This window comes from Solibacillus sp. FSL K6-1126, from assembly GCF_038003445.1.
In the GTDB taxonomy this organism is placed as follows: Bacteria; Bacillota; Bacilli; order Bacillales_A; family Planococcaceae; genus Solibacillus; species Solibacillus silvestris.
The window spans coordinates 2,738,282-2,755,473 of sequence record NZ_JBBOPD010000001.1; the positions used below are offsets into that span (position 1 = coordinate 2,738,282).

General features: G+C 40.2%; 19 protein-coding genes. 3 read left to right on the forward strand and 16 right to left on the reverse strand.

What is annotated here, in order from left to right; genetic code table 11:
* Window positions 1-55: 55 nt before the first annotated feature.
* The 3 genes from MHH44_RS13615 to yneA all read right to left on the reverse strand — a co-directional run bounded on the left by MHH44_RS13615 (window position 56) and on the right by yneA (window position 1,347).
* Entirely contained in the window at window positions 56-292 is a 237-nt protein-coding gene (locus tag MHH44_RS13615; RefSeq protein WP_008407575.1) for a DUF896 domain-containing protein, read from the reverse strand.
* 64 nt (window positions 293-356) lie between these two features.
* The gene (locus MHH44_RS13620) at window positions 357-1,013 is read right to left on the reverse strand and encodes a YneB family resolvase-like protein (RefSeq protein WP_008407577.1); all 657 of its coding nucleotides are present in this window, start codon (window positions 1,011-1,013) and stop codon (window positions 357-359) included.
* Window positions 1,000-1,347 carry a cell division suppressor protein YneA gene (yneA, locus tag MHH44_RS13625; protein WP_340798854.1) on the reverse strand — a complete coding sequence of 116 codons (348 nt, stop codon included), beginning with the start codon at window positions 1,345-1,347 and terminating at the stop codon, window positions 1,000-1,002. The genes MHH44_RS13620 and yneA overlap by 14 nt, the downstream gene beginning before the upstream one ends.
* A gap of 160 nt (window positions 1,348-1,507) precedes the next feature.
* Here yneA and lexA point away from each other — a divergent pair, with 160 nt between their 5' ends.
* The gene (gene lexA / locus MHH44_RS13630; RefSeq protein ID WP_008407580.1) at window positions 1,508-2,131 is read left to right on the forward strand and encodes a transcriptional repressor LexA; all 624 of its coding nucleotides are present in this window, start codon (window positions 1,508-1,510) and stop codon (window positions 2,129-2,131) included.
* Window positions 2,132-2,212: 81 nt separating this feature from the next.
* On the opposite strand, the gene MHH44_RS13635 is transcribed toward lexA, so the two are convergent.
* The 3 genes from MHH44_RS13635 to MHH44_RS13645 all read right to left on the reverse strand — a co-directional run bounded on the left by MHH44_RS13635 (window position 2,213) and on the right by MHH44_RS13645 (window position 4,354).
* Complete coding sequence (locus tag MHH44_RS13635) at window positions 2,213-2,908, reverse strand: gamma-glutamyl-gamma-aminobutyrate hydrolase family protein (protein WP_008407582.1); 696 nt, start codon at window positions 2,906-2,908, stop codon at window positions 2,213-2,215.
* A gap of 115 nt (window positions 2,909-3,023) precedes the next feature.
* Complete coding sequence (locus tag MHH44_RS13640; protein ID WP_008407584.1) at window positions 3,024-3,569, reverse strand: 5' nucleotidase, NT5C type; 546 nt, start codon at window positions 3,567-3,569, stop codon at window positions 3,024-3,026.
* Window positions 3,570-3,646: 77 nt separating this feature from the next.
* Window positions 3,647-4,354 carry a DNA alkylation repair protein gene (locus MHH44_RS13645; protein WP_008407586.1) on the reverse strand — a complete coding sequence of 236 codons (708 nt, stop codon included), beginning with the start codon at window positions 4,352-4,354 and terminating at the stop codon, window positions 3,647-3,649.
* Window positions 4,355-4,536: 182 nt separating this feature from the next.
* On the opposite strand from MHH44_RS13645, the gene MHH44_RS13650 reads away from it, so the two are divergent.
* On the forward strand, window positions 4,537-4,953 hold the full coding sequence (locus tag MHH44_RS13650; protein WP_014823387.1) for a gamma-type small acid-soluble spore protein: 417 nt from the start codon (window positions 4,537-4,539) through the stop codon (window positions 4,951-4,953).
* Between the two features lie 145 nt (window positions 4,954-5,098).
* Here the strand turns inward: MHH44_RS13650 and glnA are convergent, their stop codons facing one another.
* The 3 genes from glnA to MHH44_RS13665 form a co-directional block, all read right to left on the reverse strand.
* Window positions 5,099-6,433 carry a type I glutamate--ammonia ligase gene (gene glnA, locus MHH44_RS13655; RefSeq protein WP_008407588.1) on the reverse strand — a complete coding sequence of 445 codons (1,335 nt, stop codon included), beginning with the start codon at window positions 6,431-6,433 and terminating at the stop codon, window positions 5,099-5,101.
* A gap of 62 nt (window positions 6,434-6,495) precedes the next feature.
* Window positions 6,496-6,876: a MerR family transcriptional regulator gene (locus MHH44_RS13660; RefSeq protein ID WP_008407589.1), complete on the reverse strand. Its 381-nt coding sequence runs from the start codon at window positions 6,874-6,876 to the stop codon at window positions 6,496-6,498.
* A gap of 164 nt (window positions 6,877-7,040) precedes the next feature.
* The gene (locus tag MHH44_RS13665) at window positions 7,041-8,288 is read right to left on the reverse strand and encodes a methionine gamma-lyase family protein (protein WP_340798855.1); all 1,248 of its coding nucleotides are present in this window, start codon (window positions 8,286-8,288) and stop codon (window positions 7,041-7,043) included.
* Window positions 8,289-8,405: 117 nt separating this feature from the next.
* On the opposite strand from MHH44_RS13665, the gene MHH44_RS13670 reads away from it, so the two are divergent.
* On the forward strand, window positions 8,406-9,014 hold the full coding sequence (locus MHH44_RS13670) for a trimeric intracellular cation channel family protein (RefSeq protein ID WP_340798857.1): 609 nt from the start codon (window positions 8,406-8,408) through the stop codon (window positions 9,012-9,014).
* A gap of 50 nt (window positions 9,015-9,064) precedes the next feature.
* Here the strand turns inward: MHH44_RS13670 and MHH44_RS13675 are convergent, their stop codons facing one another.
* The 7 genes from MHH44_RS13675 to cotE form a co-directional block, all read right to left on the reverse strand.
* The gene (locus tag MHH44_RS13675; protein WP_014823385.1) at window positions 9,065-9,367 is read right to left on the reverse strand and encodes a rhodanese-like domain-containing protein; all 303 of its coding nucleotides are present in this window, start codon (window positions 9,365-9,367) and stop codon (window positions 9,065-9,067) included.
* A gap of 79 nt (window positions 9,368-9,446) precedes the next feature.
* A complete protein-coding gene (gene hfq / locus MHH44_RS13680; RefSeq protein WP_008407593.1) occupies window positions 9,447-9,671 on the reverse strand; it encodes an RNA chaperone Hfq in 225 nt (74 codons plus the stop codon).
* A gap of 77 nt (window positions 9,672-9,748) precedes the next feature.
* On the reverse strand, window positions 9,749-10,657 hold the full coding sequence (gene miaA, locus MHH44_RS13685; RefSeq protein WP_340798858.1) for a tRNA (adenosine(37)-N6)-dimethylallyltransferase MiaA: 909 nt from the start codon (window positions 10,655-10,657) through the stop codon (window positions 9,749-9,751).
* The gene (locus MHH44_RS13690) at window positions 10,650-11,567 is read right to left on the reverse strand and encodes an alpha/beta fold hydrolase (RefSeq protein WP_340798859.1); all 918 of its coding nucleotides are present in this window, start codon (window positions 11,565-11,567) and stop codon (window positions 10,650-10,652) included. The genes miaA and MHH44_RS13690 overlap by 8 nt, the downstream gene beginning before the upstream one ends.
* Window positions 11,568-11,787: 220 nt before the next feature.
* Window positions 11,788-13,677, reverse strand: coding sequence for a DNA mismatch repair endonuclease MutL (gene mutL, locus MHH44_RS13695; protein WP_340798860.1), 1,890 nt, complete (start codon window positions 13,675-13,677; stop codon window positions 11,788-11,790).
* Window positions 13,678-13,691: 14 nt separating this feature from the next.
* Window positions 13,692-16,307 (reverse strand): DNA mismatch repair protein MutS, encoded by a 2,616-nt coding sequence (gene mutS, locus MHH44_RS13700; protein ID WP_340798861.1) that lies wholly within the window; start codon window positions 16,305-16,307, stop codon window positions 13,692-13,694.
* A gap of 180 nt (window positions 16,308-16,487) precedes the next feature.
* Window positions 16,488-17,087: an outer spore coat protein CotE gene (cotE, locus tag MHH44_RS13705; protein ID WP_008407603.1), complete on the reverse strand. Its 600-nt coding sequence runs from the start codon at window positions 17,085-17,087 to the stop codon at window positions 16,488-16,490.
* Between the last annotated feature and the right edge of the window lie 105 nt (window positions 17,088-17,192).

A 17,192-nucleotide genomic window follows, 5' to 3' on the forward strand; every position in this document is an offset into this window, starting at 1 on the left:
GTCATCTAAAATATGTCATACTTAATATTAAATGTGACATATTAATGAAATGTTATTAGTTTAAGAATTTCTTCTGTGATTTTATTTGTTTTAATTTTTCAGGTGTCACATCATTGCCCTCTTCATCAATTACTTTCACATGCTCGATTGTATCGCGCATTGTGGAACGGAATGTATCTAAATACTCTTTGCGCAGCGCAGTGCGTTCCTTCGCTTGCTCTTCCGTCAATTTACCTTCTTTCGCTAATTTAGAAAGCTCATTAATTCGAGCTATTTTCTCTTTTGATAACATTTGAATCTCACCTTTCTTCCTACCTACTACAAAGGTATAAAAAAAACGACTTGAAGACAAGTGTTTACTCTTCAAGTCGCTCCATATATTCAATATATCTTCTATGTACGGTCGCTTTACTGATGGAAATGCCCAAACCAGACAATGTCGTAGCAATTTCTGCAAATGTTAAGCCTTTCTGGCGTAGCTGGACGATTTCTTCAACAGGCACTTCTTTACGTTCACGCCCTTCAATATTACCGCGGTTTTTTAAATTATTTTGGGGCTGGTAGCCATTTTCTACAGCACGACGCATTCCCCGGCGGATTTTCGCATTATGCATACGACGCTGATATTCTTCGACAATCGCTAAAATTTCGAGCAGCATTGTATCCATTTCGTTTAATACGACAGGACCTGCATCATTCAATGTATACACTGTCGCTTCATATTTTTGCAATAGGTGAAGTACTGCCATACGTGCATTACCGCGCCCTAACCGTGTTTCGTCCTGTACAAATAACGCTTTGACGCCGTGTTCTTTCATATAGTCAAGCATATCGAGCAGTCCATCTCGGTCCACATCATATCCGCTATGCTGATCCATGAAAATCTCCACATCATTATAGCCGAATGTTTTCGCATACTTTGTCAGCTCTTCTTGCTGACGTACTAGTGACGTTTCCTGTGTATTTTTATCCGTACTGACACGGCAATAAATTACTGCTTTAGTTTTTATCATTGTTCCCTCTCACTACTTTAATCGATTGCATATCAGTGGATTCATTCAGCTGGGCAATGTATTGTGAATCTTTTTCTACAGGTACAACCAGTACTTGTCCTAAAACAACTTTTTCATCCAGCAATCCGTTTTCCTTTTTCACTTCATCGATCCAATCATGCTTAGCCATTTTACCACGATATTGTTCTGCCAACGACCATAAAGTATCGCCATGCTCTATGCTAACCTGTTCGTATAATTCTATTTTATCGTCCTGCATCATGAATAAAGCAATCATAAGTACAGAGAATAGTAGAAACATTGATGTAAAGCCATTTAGTTTAGTTTTTTTCATTTGTAAAACCCTCTTTCGAATATATGTTCGGAATATTTGTTCTCATAATAATACGAACATATGTTTTTGTCAACCGTTTTTTCGAACTTATGTTTGCATTCGTGTTCGCATACTGCTATACTTACTTTAAGAAAAATAGCATGATAAAGAGGTGAGTTAGTTGACACAAAAAATTTCAAAGCGGCAGCAGGCTATTCTAACTTTTATAAAAGAGGAAGTTCGTTCTAAAGGCTATCCGCCATCAGTACGCGAAATTGGAGAAGCGGTAGGTTTAGCTTCCAGTTCAACTGTCCACGGGCATTTAGCTCGTTTAGAAAGTAAAGGGCTTATCCGTCGTGACCCTACTAAACCGCGTGCCATTGAAATATTGGACCAGGAAGAGATGAACATCACCAAACAAGGTGTCATCCATGTTCCGTTAATCGGTAAAGTTACAGCTGGTCTGCCTATTTCCGCAATCGAGGATATTCAGGAATATTTCCCGTTGCCGGATGCTTACGGCTCACCGGAAGAAGAACTATTTATGCTTGAAATTATGGGTGAATCCATGATTGAAGCCGGAATTTTAAATGGGGATTATGTAATCGTCAAAAAAACGTCTACCGCGAACAATGGAGAGATTGTTGTAGCAATGACGGAAGATGATGAAGCGACAGTCAAACGCTTTTACAAAGAAAAAACTCATTTCCGCTTACAGCCTGAGAACAGTTCAATGGAGCCGATCATTGTCAATCAAGTTTCTATTTTAGGTAAAGTAGTCGGCCTCTATCGAAATATTCATTAATCAGAAGCTTGCCATTCTTATAGAATCGGCAAGTTTTTTAATGAATTAAAAAAACTCAGCCGTAAACGACTGAGCCTTTTATTACTTATGGCATGCTTCTATAAAACTTTTAAATAAGCGCTGTGCATAAACATCCCCGTTTGGCGCCAATTCTTCCGGGTGCCATTGTACCGCCACACAATACGGATGGGATTCGTGTTCAATTCCTTCAATAATGCCGTCTTTCGCAACTGCCGAAATAAGAAGTCCTTCCCCTAACTTTCCTACAGATTGATGGTGAAATGTGTTAACACGGAATGTTTCTTCTGTAAAAATCTCCTTAAATTTCGGTGTCTTCACTTCAACGGTATGTGCCAATTCTCCACGCTTTGAAGGTTGTTTATGTAAGATTGTATTCTCCACCTGTGATGGTATATCCTGAATTATCGTACCTCCGAATGCAACATTCATAATTTGTTGTCCACGGCAAATACCTAGAACAGGCATTTGTCTTTTAAAGGCTGCCTTCATTAATAAAAGATCACTGTCATCACGCTTTCTAACAACACTACCGATATGACGGTGCGGTTCCTCATTAAACAATAATGGATCGATATCCGCTCCACCAATTAATACGAGGCCATCAACTACATTTAATACTGCTTCTACGTTTTCTTCCGTAGCATTCGGTATACAAATTGGTATACCCCCCGCTAGTTCTATCGACGTCAAATATGCGTTGTTTATATCCAATTTCTTGTCAAAATCATACATTGTTAATCCAATAATCGGTTTCATTCATTCTATCCCCTTACAATTTAAAGATAATTCCAATTATTTAAATTATACTATTTCGTTAAGCTAAGTTACTACAAAAATATAAAAGGATTGCCTGATTGCAACCCTTTCCCTTTTAAACAATTTCCAGTTGTTTTATAAAATACTGTTTAATTTCTTTCCAGTTGTTCACACGCATGAAACCTTCTTCTGATCGATTGTACGGCATCGAATACAATATACCTGTTCCTTTAAATGACTTGAGTTGGCGTGGGCTATCGTCAATTAAATAATCAGTATGTATTACCGCTTTATTTCCACAAAACACTATGTTCTGTGTTTTAATAAATGGTAAATACTCCATTAACCAATCGTACTTCGCTGTAAATGACCCGGGTACATCCATGGCAGCTGTCGCAATATAAATCTCATAATGCTCCTGCAGCTCTCGAATGACATCAATAGCATCTTCATCCAGTACTTTTAAATCTCTGAAATAGCCGGGCTCATTTAATAGAGCAAATAATTTTTTCGCATCTTCTCTAGGTAAATCGCGCTGTGTCGTCAGAAGAAATTCTTCATCGGTAAAATTTGTCCCGAAATTCTCGTTATATGTAACACATAATTTCGAATAAAAGTCAGCCAGCACCTGGTCCATATCGATGGCAATGCTTTTTTTCATGTAATAGCCTCCTTGAAATTTCCTAATTTTAGTTTATACAATTGTATGGCAAAAAAACAAGGTATAACTCTTTACAATTAACAGCGTACATATTTACGTTTAAAGCCGATTCGTCCTTTTTCCACCTGTTTTTCAATTTCAGCAAAAGCGTGCAGCAAACCCGGCTTTTTCCCTTCACGTTTCGTTTCAATTGGCCCGATTTCCTTAGCGAATTGCACAGCCTCTTCATGTAGAGGTTTAAATGAAACACCTACTGTCATGACAAAGTTATTCATTGCTACTTGTGTACGTGGTGGTGCTTGACGGATATTTTGTTTTACATACTCAAGCATACCCAATAATTTTTCTTTTGAAAATTCTTCATCTTTACGATTGCCGAGCAGCCAGCAGTAACAATGCCAACCTGCCGACATTTTTAGTTCCTCACCACTTGCAATCCATTTATCGCTTACTTCTTGCGCAATATCGGATTCAGCCAAAGTCACTGCAACAACATAATCGGAAATCATATAAAAATAGGCTTGTTCAATCCAGCGGTCGTAATCTTCTTCAGTCATTGCTTTCGGATCCGCAATAACCCCGGCAAAATACATTGCATCATAGTTGCCTGTCGCATAAAGCTGTTCAGCCAGCTCCTGATTTATTTTTATTTGTTTTACATACGGTTTCATCGAGCCAGTCGTTACACCGAATAACGGTTCCTTTGCTCCATTGGACATATAAATCTTTTTTGTACGCTCTTTACCCAATGCCTCTAATTCTTGCATCATTGTATCAAGTTTCATAATAGCCTCCTTTTGTTCAATCGGTAAATTTTAATCCTTCTTATTATACGATTTATATGCTTATCATTCCAAGGTACTGAAGCATTGGTGATCGCACATTTAAAATTTTTAAAAAATTGGCAATTGATTTAACCGAATAATAAAGCAACCTCTGAACAGAATAATGTCAGGAGGTGATTTTGATGTCAAAAAATAAAAACATCAATAACAAGAATAACGCCGAATTCGGAATGGAAACGGATGTTAACCAAGTAATGCAGCAAAACCAAAAAGCTGAAGCTAAAAAGCAACAAGCTTCTGGTGCTTTTGCAAATAGCGGTTTGCAGAAGAAACCGAATTCAATGAATGCTGAGTTTGGCATGGAAACAAACGTTAACCAGGTGAAACAGCAAAACCAGCAAGCTGAAGCTAAAAAGCAACAAGCTTCTGGTGTGTTTACAAACAGTGGTTTACAGAAAAAACTCACTTCAATGAACGCTGAGTTTGGCATGGAAACAGATGTTAACCAGGTAAAACAGCAAAACCAGCAAGCTGAAGCTAAAAAACAGCAAGCTTCTGGCTCTTACGGTAAAAACCGTTTCCAAAACGGCAATAAATAATGCATTATTGAACCGGCAATTTATATTGCCGGTTTCTTTTATATTATACGAATAAATTACAACAGTTATTTTGGTTAAAATTGAATACGACTATACAAAAAGTGCAAAAAAAAAGAGCTGGAATTTTAGCCCCAGCCCTTTCTTCTTAGTACATTTTCATATATTGGTCGCGTTCCCACTGGTGAACAGTTGAACGGTACATATCGAACTCGATTTCTTTTGCTTCTTTAAAGTTCGCATAGATATGGTTGCCTAATGCTCTTTGAACCACTTCATCTTTTGCTAGTAATGCTAATGCATCATCTAAAGCTGCAGGCAGATTATCGATGCCGTTAGCTTTACGCTCTTCTTCGCTCATTACATAAATGTTTCGGTTAATTGCTGGTGGTGGTGTTGTTTTTTTGCGGATCCCTTCAAGACCCGCCTCTAAAATTACCGCCATCGCTAAATATGGATTTGCTGATGGGTCCACTGAACGAACTTCTACACGTGTTGATACGCCACGAGAAGAAGGAATACGGATTAACGGTGAACGGTTTTGCGCAGACCATGCTACGTAACATGGAGCTTCATAACCTGGTACTAAACGTTTATAAGAGTTTACTGTCGGATTTGTAATTGCAGTAAAACCTTGAACATGGTCAAGCACACCTGCCATGAATTGCATCGCTGTTTCAGAAAGCCCTAATTCAGTAGACTCATCATAAAATGCATTTTCTTTTCCTTTAAATAAAGAAACGTTAAAGTGCATTCCCGATCCAGCTTCACCGAATAAAGGTTTTGGCATGAATGTCGCATGTAAACCGTGCTTACGTGCAATTGTCTTAACAACTAATTTAAATGTTTGGATGTTGTCGCATGCAGTAATAGCATCCGCATATTTAAAGTCAATCTCATGTTGACCCGGTGCAACTTCATGGTGAGAAGCTTCAATTTCAAAGCCCATTTCTTCCAATTCCAATACGATATCGCGACGGCAGTTTTCACCTAAATCTGTCGGTGCCAAGTCGAAATAGCCGCCGTGGTCATTTACTTCCAAGCTTGGCTCGCCTTTTGCATCCAGTTTAAATAGGAAAAACTCCGGTTCTGGTCCTAAGTTGAAATCTGTGAATCCTAGTTCTTTCATTTCCTTCAATACTCGTTTCAGGTTGTTACGTGGATCACCTGCAAATGGTGTACCGTTCGGATTGTAAATATCACAGATGAAACGTGCTACCTTCCCTTTTTCAGCTGTCCATGGGAAAATCATGAATGAATCATAATCCGGATATAAGTACATATCCGATTCTTCAATACGTACGAAACCTTCAATTGATGAACCATCAAACATCATTTTATTGTCCAATGCTTTATCTAGTTGGCTTACAGGAATTTCTACGTTTTTAATTGTCCCTAAAATATCTGTAAACTGTAAACGAATGAATTTTACTTGTTCTTCTTCTACTAGACGTTTAATATCGTCTTTTGTATATTTGCCCACTAAATTCCACACTCCTAAATTTGTTCAGTACCGATTTTACTCGATCTTTTATAATTTACACGCTATTGGTAAAAGCGCGATAAATCCCCTTGTCGAATAGATGTTTTTTGCATGCGTTGTGCCTGGCGCATTTCTTCACGTAAAATTTTGCGTAAGTCCGAATCGGAAATTTCTTTGCTCGCTTGCTGTGCTGCCGGATCATTTTTCAAAGCAAATACTTTTTTGATCCCTGCCATATTGATGCCCTGTTCAAGCATATCTTTGATTTCCAATAAAGTGTCGACATCATTTAAAGAAAACATGCGTCGATTTCCTTCTGTACGGTGCGGCTGAATTAAATCATGCTCTTCATAATAACGGATTTGTCTTGCTGTCAGATCCGTCAATTGCATGACGATACTTATCGATAATAGTGGCATTGAACGTCGAATTTCACTACTCAATTTAATTCACCTCCCTTATCGCTATATTACGACTTGTAATTTACATTGTCAAATGTATGTTAGAAAAACTGACATTACTTTTTTAAATGAGCGAAAAGTAAACAGAATATAGCGAATTTTACGCATATAAAAAAATCGCCCATTAAATGGACGATCCCTAAATATCACTTTAGCTTTTGGACAGCAGAACAAATAGCATATTTTACATGTTCATATGTTAAACCACCTTGGATGAAGGCTGTATAAGGAGGGCGGATTGGACCGTCTGCCGTTAATTCAATACTTGATCCTTGAACAAATGTACCTGCCGCCATAATGACATCATCTTCGTATCCAGGCATATAGGCAGGCTCCGGCGCAAAATGGGCATTAATAGGTGAAGCAGCTTGAATCTCACGACAGAAAGCTACCATCTGTTCCGCCGTTTGGAATGAAACGGATTGAATGAGATCCGTACGAACATCAGTATAATGGGGAGATGTTGTCATACCGATTTCCTCAAGCATTGCGGATGTAAAAATTGCACCTTTTAAACTTTGTGCAACAATATGCGGTGCCATGAAGAAACCTTGGTAAAAGTCTGCTAACGTATTTAATGAAGCGCCTGCCTCAGCTCCAATTCCCGGTGATGTCATACGGTATGCACATTTTTCAACTAAATCTGCGCGACCTGCAATATATCCACCGATTTTTGCAAAGCCCCCACCAGGATTTTTAATTAATGAACCTGCCATTAAGTCAACGCCAACTTCTGTCGGTTCAAGTAATTCCACAAATTCACCGTAGCAGTTATCTACAAAAATAATGGCATTCGGTGCGATTGCCCGTATTTTCACAACCATTTCGGAAATTTGTTCAATCGTAAATGATGGACGTGTTGCATAGCCTTTGGAACGCTGTATCGCAATCATTTTCGTATTTTCGTTTACTGCCTTTTTTACACCTTCCCAATCGATTTTCTTATTGTCGATTAAATCTACATGAGAATAGCCAATCTTATAGTCTTTCAAGGAACCTGTATCCTTTTCGCCACCATCAACGATTGATTGTAGTGTATCGTACGGTTTGCCTGTAATATAAACCAATTCATCACCCGGTCGTAATACACCGAATAAACTTATTGTGATCGCATGTGTACCCGAAATGATCTGAGGACGTACGATGGCCGCCTCTGCCCCGAAAGTTTGCGCATATACACGCTCTAAATTATCTCGGCCCTCATCATCATATCCATACCCTGTTGAAGGATGAAGATGAAAGTCACTTACCTGATTATTTCGAAAAGCTGCCAGTACCTTTTGTTGATTATAAAATGCACGTTCATCGACTTCCTGATGATAAGTGCGGACTTTTTCTTCCACTTGTGCTGCAAGCGTTAATGTTTCAGCTGTTAATATTGATTGAAATGCCATAATTCCTGCTCCATTCTGTTCAAACTGTATCCATTATACATGAAAAAAAATAGTTTTGACGAATGTTTGAAAAACTGCTATCGTCATGGTCGAAAGGACATTAAGGGAGAGATGTTTATGGCGTGGGATGTATTTAGTTTGATCGGAACGGTTGCCTTTGCCATTTCCGGGGCAATTGTGGCAATGGAAGAAGAGTATGATTTATTTGGGGTGTACATATTAGGTATCGTTACAGCTTTTGGCGGCGGGGCTATCCGTAATATATTAATCGGCCTGCCGGTTTCGACATTATGGAACCAGGAGCTTATGTTTCAATTCGCGCTTCTTGCGATTACGATTTTCTTTTTAATTCCGCATCATTTATTTAAACAGTGGAGTCGATGGGGATACGTTACCGACGCAATCGGATTATCCGCCTTTGCCATTCAAGGTGCAATGCATGCTGTCCACCTGGAGTTACCGATTGTAGCAGTAATTGTAGCTGCCGTTTTAACAGGTGCAGGAGGGGGGGTGGTTCGGGACTTGCTTGCCGGTAGAAGACCCATTATACTGCGTCACGAAATTTATGCCGTTTGGGCGGCCAGTGCAGGTTTCTTAATCGGCCTTGAAATTTTTAAGGGGGATTTGTTTTTATACTTTTTATTTGTTTCCATTACTGTCCTGCGGATATGTTCATACACTAAAGGCTGGAGCCTGCCATCAAAGAAAATTTATTATACAAAGTAGGATAACTAAAGGGAGTGCCGAATCAATCGGCACTCCCTTTCTTTTGGAAATTATTTAAATTCTAATTCTCCATCATAGGCCATCATTCCGCCATCTAAATTCGTTACATCAAAACCTTGCTCTGCCAGATATTCGCAAGCATTTGCACTGCGTACCCCGCCTTTACATACGACGATGTAGGATTTTGAATTGTCTAGTTCATTAGTACGTTCCGGGATTGAGCCAAGTGGAATATGTACAGCACCTGGAATCATTCCGTGTTCCACTTCAAAATCTTCACGAACATCGATTACATTTAAATCTTCATTTGCATCGAGTAAGTTGATCAGTTCATCTGTTGTCATCGTTTTCATCAAAAATCCTCCAATACTTATAGCATCTTAGTCATTATAATCAATCAGATCAAAATTCGCTACAAGTTTGGCTAGGTTGTTACTCTTCTTCCGTTAACGCTACATTTTTGGACGGTACAAAAGTAGAAATTGCATGCTTGTAAATAAGCTGCTGTTTTCCTTCCGATTCCAATAGTACGGTAAAGTTATCATATGATTTTATAAGTCCTTTTAATTGGAAGCCATTTAACAGAAATACCGTTACAAAAACATTATTTTTACGTAAATTGTTTAAAAAAGTATCTTGCAAATTTATCGATTTCATCGTCGTTCAATCTCCCTTACCTTAAAATATATGCAATAGTTACCTATTCGTTATGCGTACAAAATTTCCCTTTAAATTTAATGAATTTCAAATAAACTTTTTATTTTACTCCAATCATTTCCGATCCACGCAATTTCCATTTTATTTCGGAAATAGGTAAGTTGGCGTTTCGCATAGCGACGGGAATTTTGTTTAATCTGTTCCACTGCTTCTTCAAGTGAAACTAGTCCATCAAAATGGGCATACAGCTCTTTATAGCCGATCGCTTTAATCGCCTGGACATCGCGGATTCCCGCTTCATATAGCGCGCGGACTTCTTCGACAAGACCCGCTTCCATCATTAAATCGACACGTAAGTTAATTCTTTCATAAAGTTTTTCGCGATCCATATCCAACCCGATTATTACATGGTTATATAACGGTATGTCCCCTCGATTGAATTGCTCTTCTGCTCGAGAGACCCCTGCAAGTTCTGCCATTTCCATTGCCCGAATAACACGTCTTGTATTGTTCGGATGAATGGACGCCGCCGCTGCTGGGTCCATTTGAACAAGTTTCGCATGCATCGCTTGTGGCCCTAACACTTCAAGTTCTCTATAATAATTTTCGCGAGCTGTTTCATCGACCTCTTGTTTGGCAAATTGAAAATCATATAGGACAGATTGTACATATAACCCCGTTCCCCCAACAATAATCGGCATTTTCCCCCGAGCTTGAATCTCTTCAATTTTACCGCGGACAAGCTGTTGATATTCTGCAACCGAAAAACCTTCTGTCGGTTCTTTAATATCAAGCAGGTGATGCGGAACCCCTTCCATTTCGGCTTCGGTAATTTTGGCCGTACCGATATCCATATGGCGGTAGATCTGCATAGAATCTCCGTTAATAATTTCACCGTCAATCTCTTTTGCCAAGCGGATACTCAGCGCTGTTTTTCCGGATGCTGTAGGACCGATAATGGCCACGACATCGATTTTTTTATTCATCTTTTAACCACCGTACAATTATTTCTTTTACTTGTTCTTTCTTTTTTTCGTTTAAAATTTCATGCCGCATCCCTTCAAATATATGCACCTTTACATGTTCTACACCCGCACGTGCAAACAGTTTACCAACATGAAATGCCCCTTCTGCTTCAGGCCCGGCAATCGGATCATATGTGCCGTTTACTACAAGTATTTTTAAATCAGGTCGTATTCGCGCATTTGCACGGTCATTTTCGAGCTTCAACATGCCTCCCGTTAAATCAACGAAAAATTGATTCGTCGGGATCACACCGCACAATGGATCATCAATATATTTTTGTACTTCCTCTTCATCGGTTGTAAGCCAGTCAAAATTTGTTTTCGGATTTTTAATTTTACGATTGAAACTGCTAAAACTAAGATCATTCATAAGATCACTTTGAATTTTTGCTCCCTGCAGGTTTACCAGCTGCTTCGCTATAATATGCCCTGCCTTATGAAGCAATGTCGGTGAACCCGTACCCGATAAAATCAGCCGTTCTATTTTATCACTATGCTGTTGGATAAAACGTCGTGCTATAAAAGAGCCCATACTGTGACCGAATATAATAGCCCGTTCTGCCGTTTCTTTCTTCAAAAAGGAAAGCACTTCTACAACATCATCTACAACAAGCTCAAAACCCTTTTCAGGTCCGAAATAACCAAATATGCCGTTTTTTTGCGCTGTAAAACCATGACCGCGATGATCATGCGCTGTTACAAAATACCCTTCATCACATAGCTTCTCCGCGAAATTTTCATATCGACCACTATGTTCCGACATCCCGTGCAAAATATGAATATGCCCTATACGCTTTTTACTTGGTGTATATGTACGGACAAAGATATCATGCCCGTCTGACATTGTGACAAAAAATGACCGTTGCTCCATAAAACCATCCCCTCGTTTATCCCGCATTAACGGGTAGTAATTTATCTGCCTCGAAAGCTTAGTGGCAGAGGCAAGACTACCCGTAAAAACCCGATTGGTTCGGGCCGACACAATGTTGGTCACACAAGCGTTGTCACAAAACGTGACGGTTTTAGCTTATGTTCCCTCTAATGAGTGGGATTGAAGAGATTCCCCACTTATTGAAGTTTCACTGTATGAATTACATTACCCGTTTAAACATTTTTTCCACTTCATACGACGTAAAATGAATCAATACAGGTCGCCCATGCGGACATGTAAACGGATTGTCAGCATTTCGTAAGTCATTAATCAGTCTTTCCATCTGTTCTTTATTTAAATAATGATTCGCTTTAATCGACTTTTTGCAGCTCATCATAATGGCCGCATCTTCACGCAATTTTTTTATATCGGTTTTCCGTGCGCTTAGCACTTGCTCTATTAGTTCCTCTATAATTTCCTGTTCTTCGCCTTTCGGGAACCAAGTCGGGTATTCCCTTACAACAAATGAAGAAAGACCGAATTCCTCCAAGAAAACCCCTACTTCTTCAAGTGCCTCCTTGGATTCTTTTAGACGTAATGCCTCATCAGCCGCATAATGGAATGTTAAGGGCATGAGGAGAGTCTGGCGTTCGTTTGCATTCACTTCTCCGACTTTATCTCGGAAATATTCATACTTAATTCGTTCCTGTGCTGCATGCTGATCGATTAAATAAAATCCGTCTTCCATTTGGGCTACAATATACGTTCCGTGAATCTGTCCGACAATTTCAACTTGTGGAAAATGCCTTTTCGATTCGACTTCTTTCATTGGTGACTCTTCCAGGTACATTTCCTCTTCAATAGTCGGAACTTCATGGAAGTCTTCCGTAGAATGCTGTTCGCTGCTTTCCGGCTCGGGTGGAGCTGCAGGCACGACCTGTTGTTGTGTCGGGACCGGCGCATACGGCTCTTTTACAATGGATGCTTCACTTGATAATCGCTCAACAATTGTCGATAACTTATCCTCATTAAATGTCGGCTGCATTGCAGGTGCCGGATTCCAAATATTCATCTGTTCAGTTGGCGTTCGAATTGGTTTTTCCTTTTTTTCAGCGAGCGGAATACGGATAATCTCCCGAATCGCTGAACGGATCGTATCTTCAATAAGCTTCAGCAGTTCCGGCTCTTTACTTAAGCGTACCTGATGCTTCGCCGGATGGACATTGACATCTGTTAATTGCGGATCTCCCTCGACATACAAAAGTACGATTGGGAAACGCTCAATCGGTAAATACGTATGATATGCATCTATGATTGCCTTCTGAATCACGAAATGTTTGACCCAGCGCCCATTGACGAAAAGTGACATATAATTTTTCGAAGCACGCGTAACTTCAGGTAAACTTGCAAAACCATGTATTTTATAATCTTGATTCTCCCCTTCAAACGGCAGCATTTTCTTCGCATTGTGTGCACCGTATATTGCCGCCAATACTTGCTGCACCTGGCCGCGGCCGTTCGTTTGCAATAATGTTTGCCCATTATGCACAAGTTTAACCGCAATCGTCGGATAGCCTAGCGCAATCCGGTTAACAAAATCGATTGTATGTCCAAGCTCAGTCTGAATCGTTTTTAAATATTTCAGGCGTGCCGGTGTATTAAAGAATAGCTGTGCAACAGTAATATCTGTTCCCCTGCGCAGTGCGGTCGGCTGGTGTTCCTTCAAATGACCGCCTTCCATATACAGGTGCACACCTCCATTCCCGTCCGAAGTGCGTAATGTTAACTTGGAAACCGAAGCAATCGATGCCAATGCTTCCCCGCGGAAACCGAGTGTCCGAATACGGAACAGATCCTGTTCTTTTTCTATTTTTGATGTAGCATGGCGGGAAAAGGATTTAAGAGCATCTTCCTCGTCCATCCCGCTTCCGTTATCAATGACTTGTATCGAATGAAGGCCCGCTTCTTCCAGGAAAATTTCGATTGACGTACTGCCCGCATCGATTGCATTTTCAACTAGCTCTTTCACGACAGATGAAGGGCGTTCAACTACTTCACCGGCTGCAATTTTATTCGATAGCCACTCATCCATTATTTGAATTTTTCCCAAAGCCGTTCCCTCCTTTATTGATTGCCTAGTAATTTTTGCTGCAGTTCATATAGTAATGTCATTGCCTGCATCGGTGTTGTGCCCATCACATTCAGCTTTGCCAATGCATCAAGCACCTCTTGTTGTTCCGGTGCGATTGCTGGTTCTTCCTCTATTGTAAACAATGAAAGCTGCTGGTCGTTCTCCGTCACCTGTTCCGGTATTTGCGGATTTTGAGGTGGTTCTTGTTTATAATTGATTGCTTGCGGCTTTTCTTCATTCGCAGCCTCAAATTGCTCCAGTAATACGCGAGCACGTTGTAAAATCGTTTCAGGCATTTCTGCCAGCTCCGCCACATGGACACCGTAACTTTTATCTGCGGCACCTTTTTTCACTTTATGCAAAAATACAACCCGGCCATCTTGCTCGGTTGCACTGACATGAACATTTTGCAGACGTGAAAGCTCATTTTCCAAATCCGTCAGTTCATGATAGTGGGTAGAAAATAATGTGTTTGCCCCGATTTCATCATGAATATATTCCATCATCGCCTGTGCCAGACTCATCCCGTCATATGTTGATGTACCGCGTCCGATTTCATCAAACAGCAGCAGACTGTTTTTAGTGGCATGTGTAATGGCATGCTGTGATTCAAGCATTTCTACCATAAATGTCGATTGACCTGCCGCTAAGTCATCTGCTGCACCGATACGCGTGAAAATCTGATCAGTAATCGGAAGTATTGCTTCATCAGCCGGTACATAGCAACCCATTTGTGCCAATACGACAATGAGTGCTACTTGGCGCATATACGTACTTTTACCCGACATGTTCGGACCAGTGATCAGCATCATATTTTTATCAATTGTCAGCACACAATCATTCGGTACATAACTTTGCTTATTGAGCATTTTCTCGACAACCGGATGTCTTCCTTCAATAATTTTCAAAGCACGTCCGTCATGGAATACCGGCTTTGTAAAACGGTATTTGTCTGTTACCATCGCAAAGCTCATCAGTACATCAAGCTCACTAATTTGGGCAGCCAATGCCTGTACACGGGGAATATACCCTTTTAACTGTTCACGCAATGCTACAAATAAATCATATTCCAGCGCAAGACTCTGCTCTTCGGCATTCAAAATTAGTGCTTCTTTTTCTTTTAATTCTTCTGTAATAAAACGCTCGGCATTCGCCAAAGTTTGTTTTCGTTCAAAGCGTGCCAGGTCTGTATTATTCAAATGGGATTTTGTAATTTCGATATAATAGCCAAATACACGGTTATAGCCTATTTTTAAATTTTTAATTCCTGTCAGTTCACGTTCTTTTTGCTCAAGCTGGGCAATCCAGTCTTTCCCGTTTCGGGAGGCATCACGATATTCATCGAGCTGTGCATTGTAGCCATCGCGAATGACATCGCCTTCTTTGATTGAAATTGGCGGTTGATCGGTAATCGCCTCTGCCAGCAATTGTTCAATATCGGCGCATACGTCAAGCTTTTGTCCTAGTGCTGTACATTTTTCCAATCCGCAGTTTACAAGCTTTTGCTGAATCATCGGTACTTGGCGTAATGATTCACGCAGCTGTGCCAGATCACGTCCCCCAACAGAACCAAATGCAACTCGCCCTGCTAAACGCTCTAGATCATATACATTTTTCAGCAATGACGTTAATTCATCCCGCAAAAAGAAATCTTCCAGCAATTCTGTAACAATCGCCTGGCGTGCTTCAATTGCATTTTTCTTTGCAAGCGGCTGGTGCATCCACTGTTTCAGTTTTCGGCCTCCCATCGCCGTTACCGTTTCATCCAAAAGCCACAGCAATGTACCTTTAGAATCACCTCCGCGTATCGATTGAATCAACTCTAAATTACGTTTGGAATTCGTATCGATGCGAAGGAAGTTATGTGCCTCAGTATAGGTAAACGGCTGAATATGTGATAACGAACGCATTTGTGTACGTTCCACATATTGTAATAATCGCTTTGCCACGCCTTGTAGCTGAACCGGCAAATGAGCGACATACTGATTTGCTTTTACCGGATCCATTTCTTCTGTTTCAAGCGACAGAACGATACCACCTGCTTCCGCATAATCTGCAAGCAGTAACTGCAGCTGCTCGTTTACGATCAATTCTTTTATTGCATATGCTTGTACTTGCTGAATTAATTGTTTTGCACTTCCTTCAATAACAGAACAATTGGCTTCGCCTGTCGATACATCCAAATAGGCAAATACCATTTCATCATTTTCATTACTTTCAGCTGCTGCAATGAAATGATTGGATTTCCCGTCAAGTGCTTTCCCCTCTGTAATCGTACCTGGAGTAATTACTTGTACTACTTCACGTTTCACAACACCTTTTGCATGCTTTGGATCTTCCGTCTGTTCGCATACCGCCACTTTAAAACCTTTTGAGACAAGTGTTTCGATATAGCCTTGTGCAGAGTGATGCGGTACCCCACACATCGGAATCGGATTATCGGTATTGCCAGAGCGCGCTGTTAGTGTAATTTCCAGAAGCTGTGACGCTTTAATTGCATCATCAAAAAACAGTTCATAAAAATCGCCTAAACGGTAAAATAAAAAAGCATCCTTGTAATCTTGTTTTACGAGTAAATATTGTTGCATCATCGGTGTATATGTAGTCATGTTTATTTCCCTCACTTGCTAAAACTTGTACAAGTATTATACCATTTGACTCGCATTTTGCCTTGCAAACGAAAAGAAAAGGAATTGTCTGAAAGTAATCTTCAAACAATTCCCCTCTGTTTACGATAGACTTTTGCAGTTTTTTACGACTTTAAATTTGCTGTTAAAAAATAGACGTTTTCACGAAAATGATGAGGAGTCATAATCTTTGCCATAATCTTTTCCGCCCGAGTCGGACGATGAAGACGATGACGAGGATGACGAGGATGATGATGAAGAAGTGCTGGATGGCTGCTGTGAACTTTCTTCATATGACCATTCATCTTCATAATCCAGTGGGTGTACATTAATCACAACTGTCGTTTCCCCAATTATCTCCACTAAAAATTCACGCTCGACCGTTACTTGGATTTTGTCGCCTTGCTTAGTAATCACTGCCTCAATACAATTCGGCGCTTGTAATACACGGACTTTTACATCATTTGAATCGACTTCATCTCCATCACGGAATGACAGTTTGACACGGTCCTTATAGGAAATTGTCTCTGTATGCACTGCCGTTTTTGAATGATTGTTATATGCGTACCAAACATTCACCTCGAATTTCCCTGTCACCTCAACAAATTTACCGTTACGTTTCGCCTGGTATTGATGGTTAATTACCCAACAACCTAATATGCTCGTTGGCGCATTCGGTGGACAGAGCGTTTCTACACATTCGGTACGCTTCTTCCCTTTTGCAATAACTGCTTTCGTCACAATTTGACGTAAACGCTTCACCGAACATCTCTCCTTTCTTCAACTAACTCGACTTATTGTATGCGACAGGTGCCTAAAGGGTGAAATGAGTTTTTAGAAAAAAAAACTACTACAAACCTTTGTTGT

What these genes read in the sequence shown, in the direction of transcription:
- yneA (WP_340798854.1), bottom strand. Translation starts at nt 1,347, where the DNA reads ATGAAAAAAACTAAACTAAATGGCTTTACATCAATGTTTCTACTATTC.
- MHH44_RS13620 (WP_008407577.1), bottom strand. Translation starts at nt 1,013, where the DNA reads ATGATAAAAACTAAAGCAGTAATTTATTGCCGTGTCAGTACGGATAAA.
- MHH44_RS13635 (WP_008407582.1), bottom strand. Translation starts at nt 2,908, where the DNA reads ATGAAACCGATTATTGGATTAACAATGTATGATTTTGACAAGAAATTG.
- hfq (WP_008407593.1), bottom strand. Translation starts at nt 9,671, where the DNA reads ATGAAATCGATAAATTTGCAAGATACTTTTTTAAACAATTTACGTAAA.
- miaA (WP_340798858.1), bottom strand. Translation starts at nt 10,657, where the DNA reads ATGAATAAAAAAATCGATGTCGTGGCCATTATCGGTCCTACAGCATCC.
- mutS (WP_340798861.1), bottom strand. Translation starts at nt 16,307, where the DNA reads ATGACTACATATACACCGATGATGCAACAATATTTACTCGTAAAACAA.
- MHH44_RS13665 (WP_340798855.1), bottom strand. Translation starts at nt 8,288, where the DNA reads ATGGCATTTCAATCAATATTAACAGCTGAAACATTAACGCTTGCAGCA.
- MHH44_RS13640 (WP_008407584.1), bottom strand. Translation starts at nt 3,569, where the DNA reads ATGAAAAAAAGCATTGCCATCGATATGGACCAGGTGCTGGCTGACTTT.
- MHH44_RS13670 (WP_340798857.1), top strand. Translation starts at nt 8,406, where the DNA reads ATGGCGTGGGATGTATTTAGTTTGATCGGAACGGTTGCCTTTGCCATT.
- MHH44_RS13650 (WP_014823387.1), top strand. Translation starts at nt 4,537, where the DNA reads ATGTCAAAAAATAAAAACATCAATAACAAGAATAACGCCGAATTCGGA.
- MHH44_RS13645 (WP_008407586.1), bottom strand. Translation starts at nt 4,354, where the DNA reads ATGAAACTTGATACAATGATGCAAGAATTAGAGGCATTGGGTAAAGAG.
- MHH44_RS13615 (WP_008407575.1), bottom strand. Translation starts at nt 292, where the DNA reads ATGTTATCAAAAGAGAAAATAGCTCGAATTAATGAGCTTTCTAAATTA.
- MHH44_RS13690 (WP_340798859.1), bottom strand. Translation starts at nt 11,567, where the DNA reads ATGGAGCAACGGTCATTTTTTGTCACAATGTCAGACGGGCATGATATC.
- MHH44_RS13675 (WP_014823385.1), bottom strand. Translation starts at nt 9,367, where the DNA reads ATGAAAACGATGACAACAGATGAACTGATCAACTTACTCGATGCAAAT.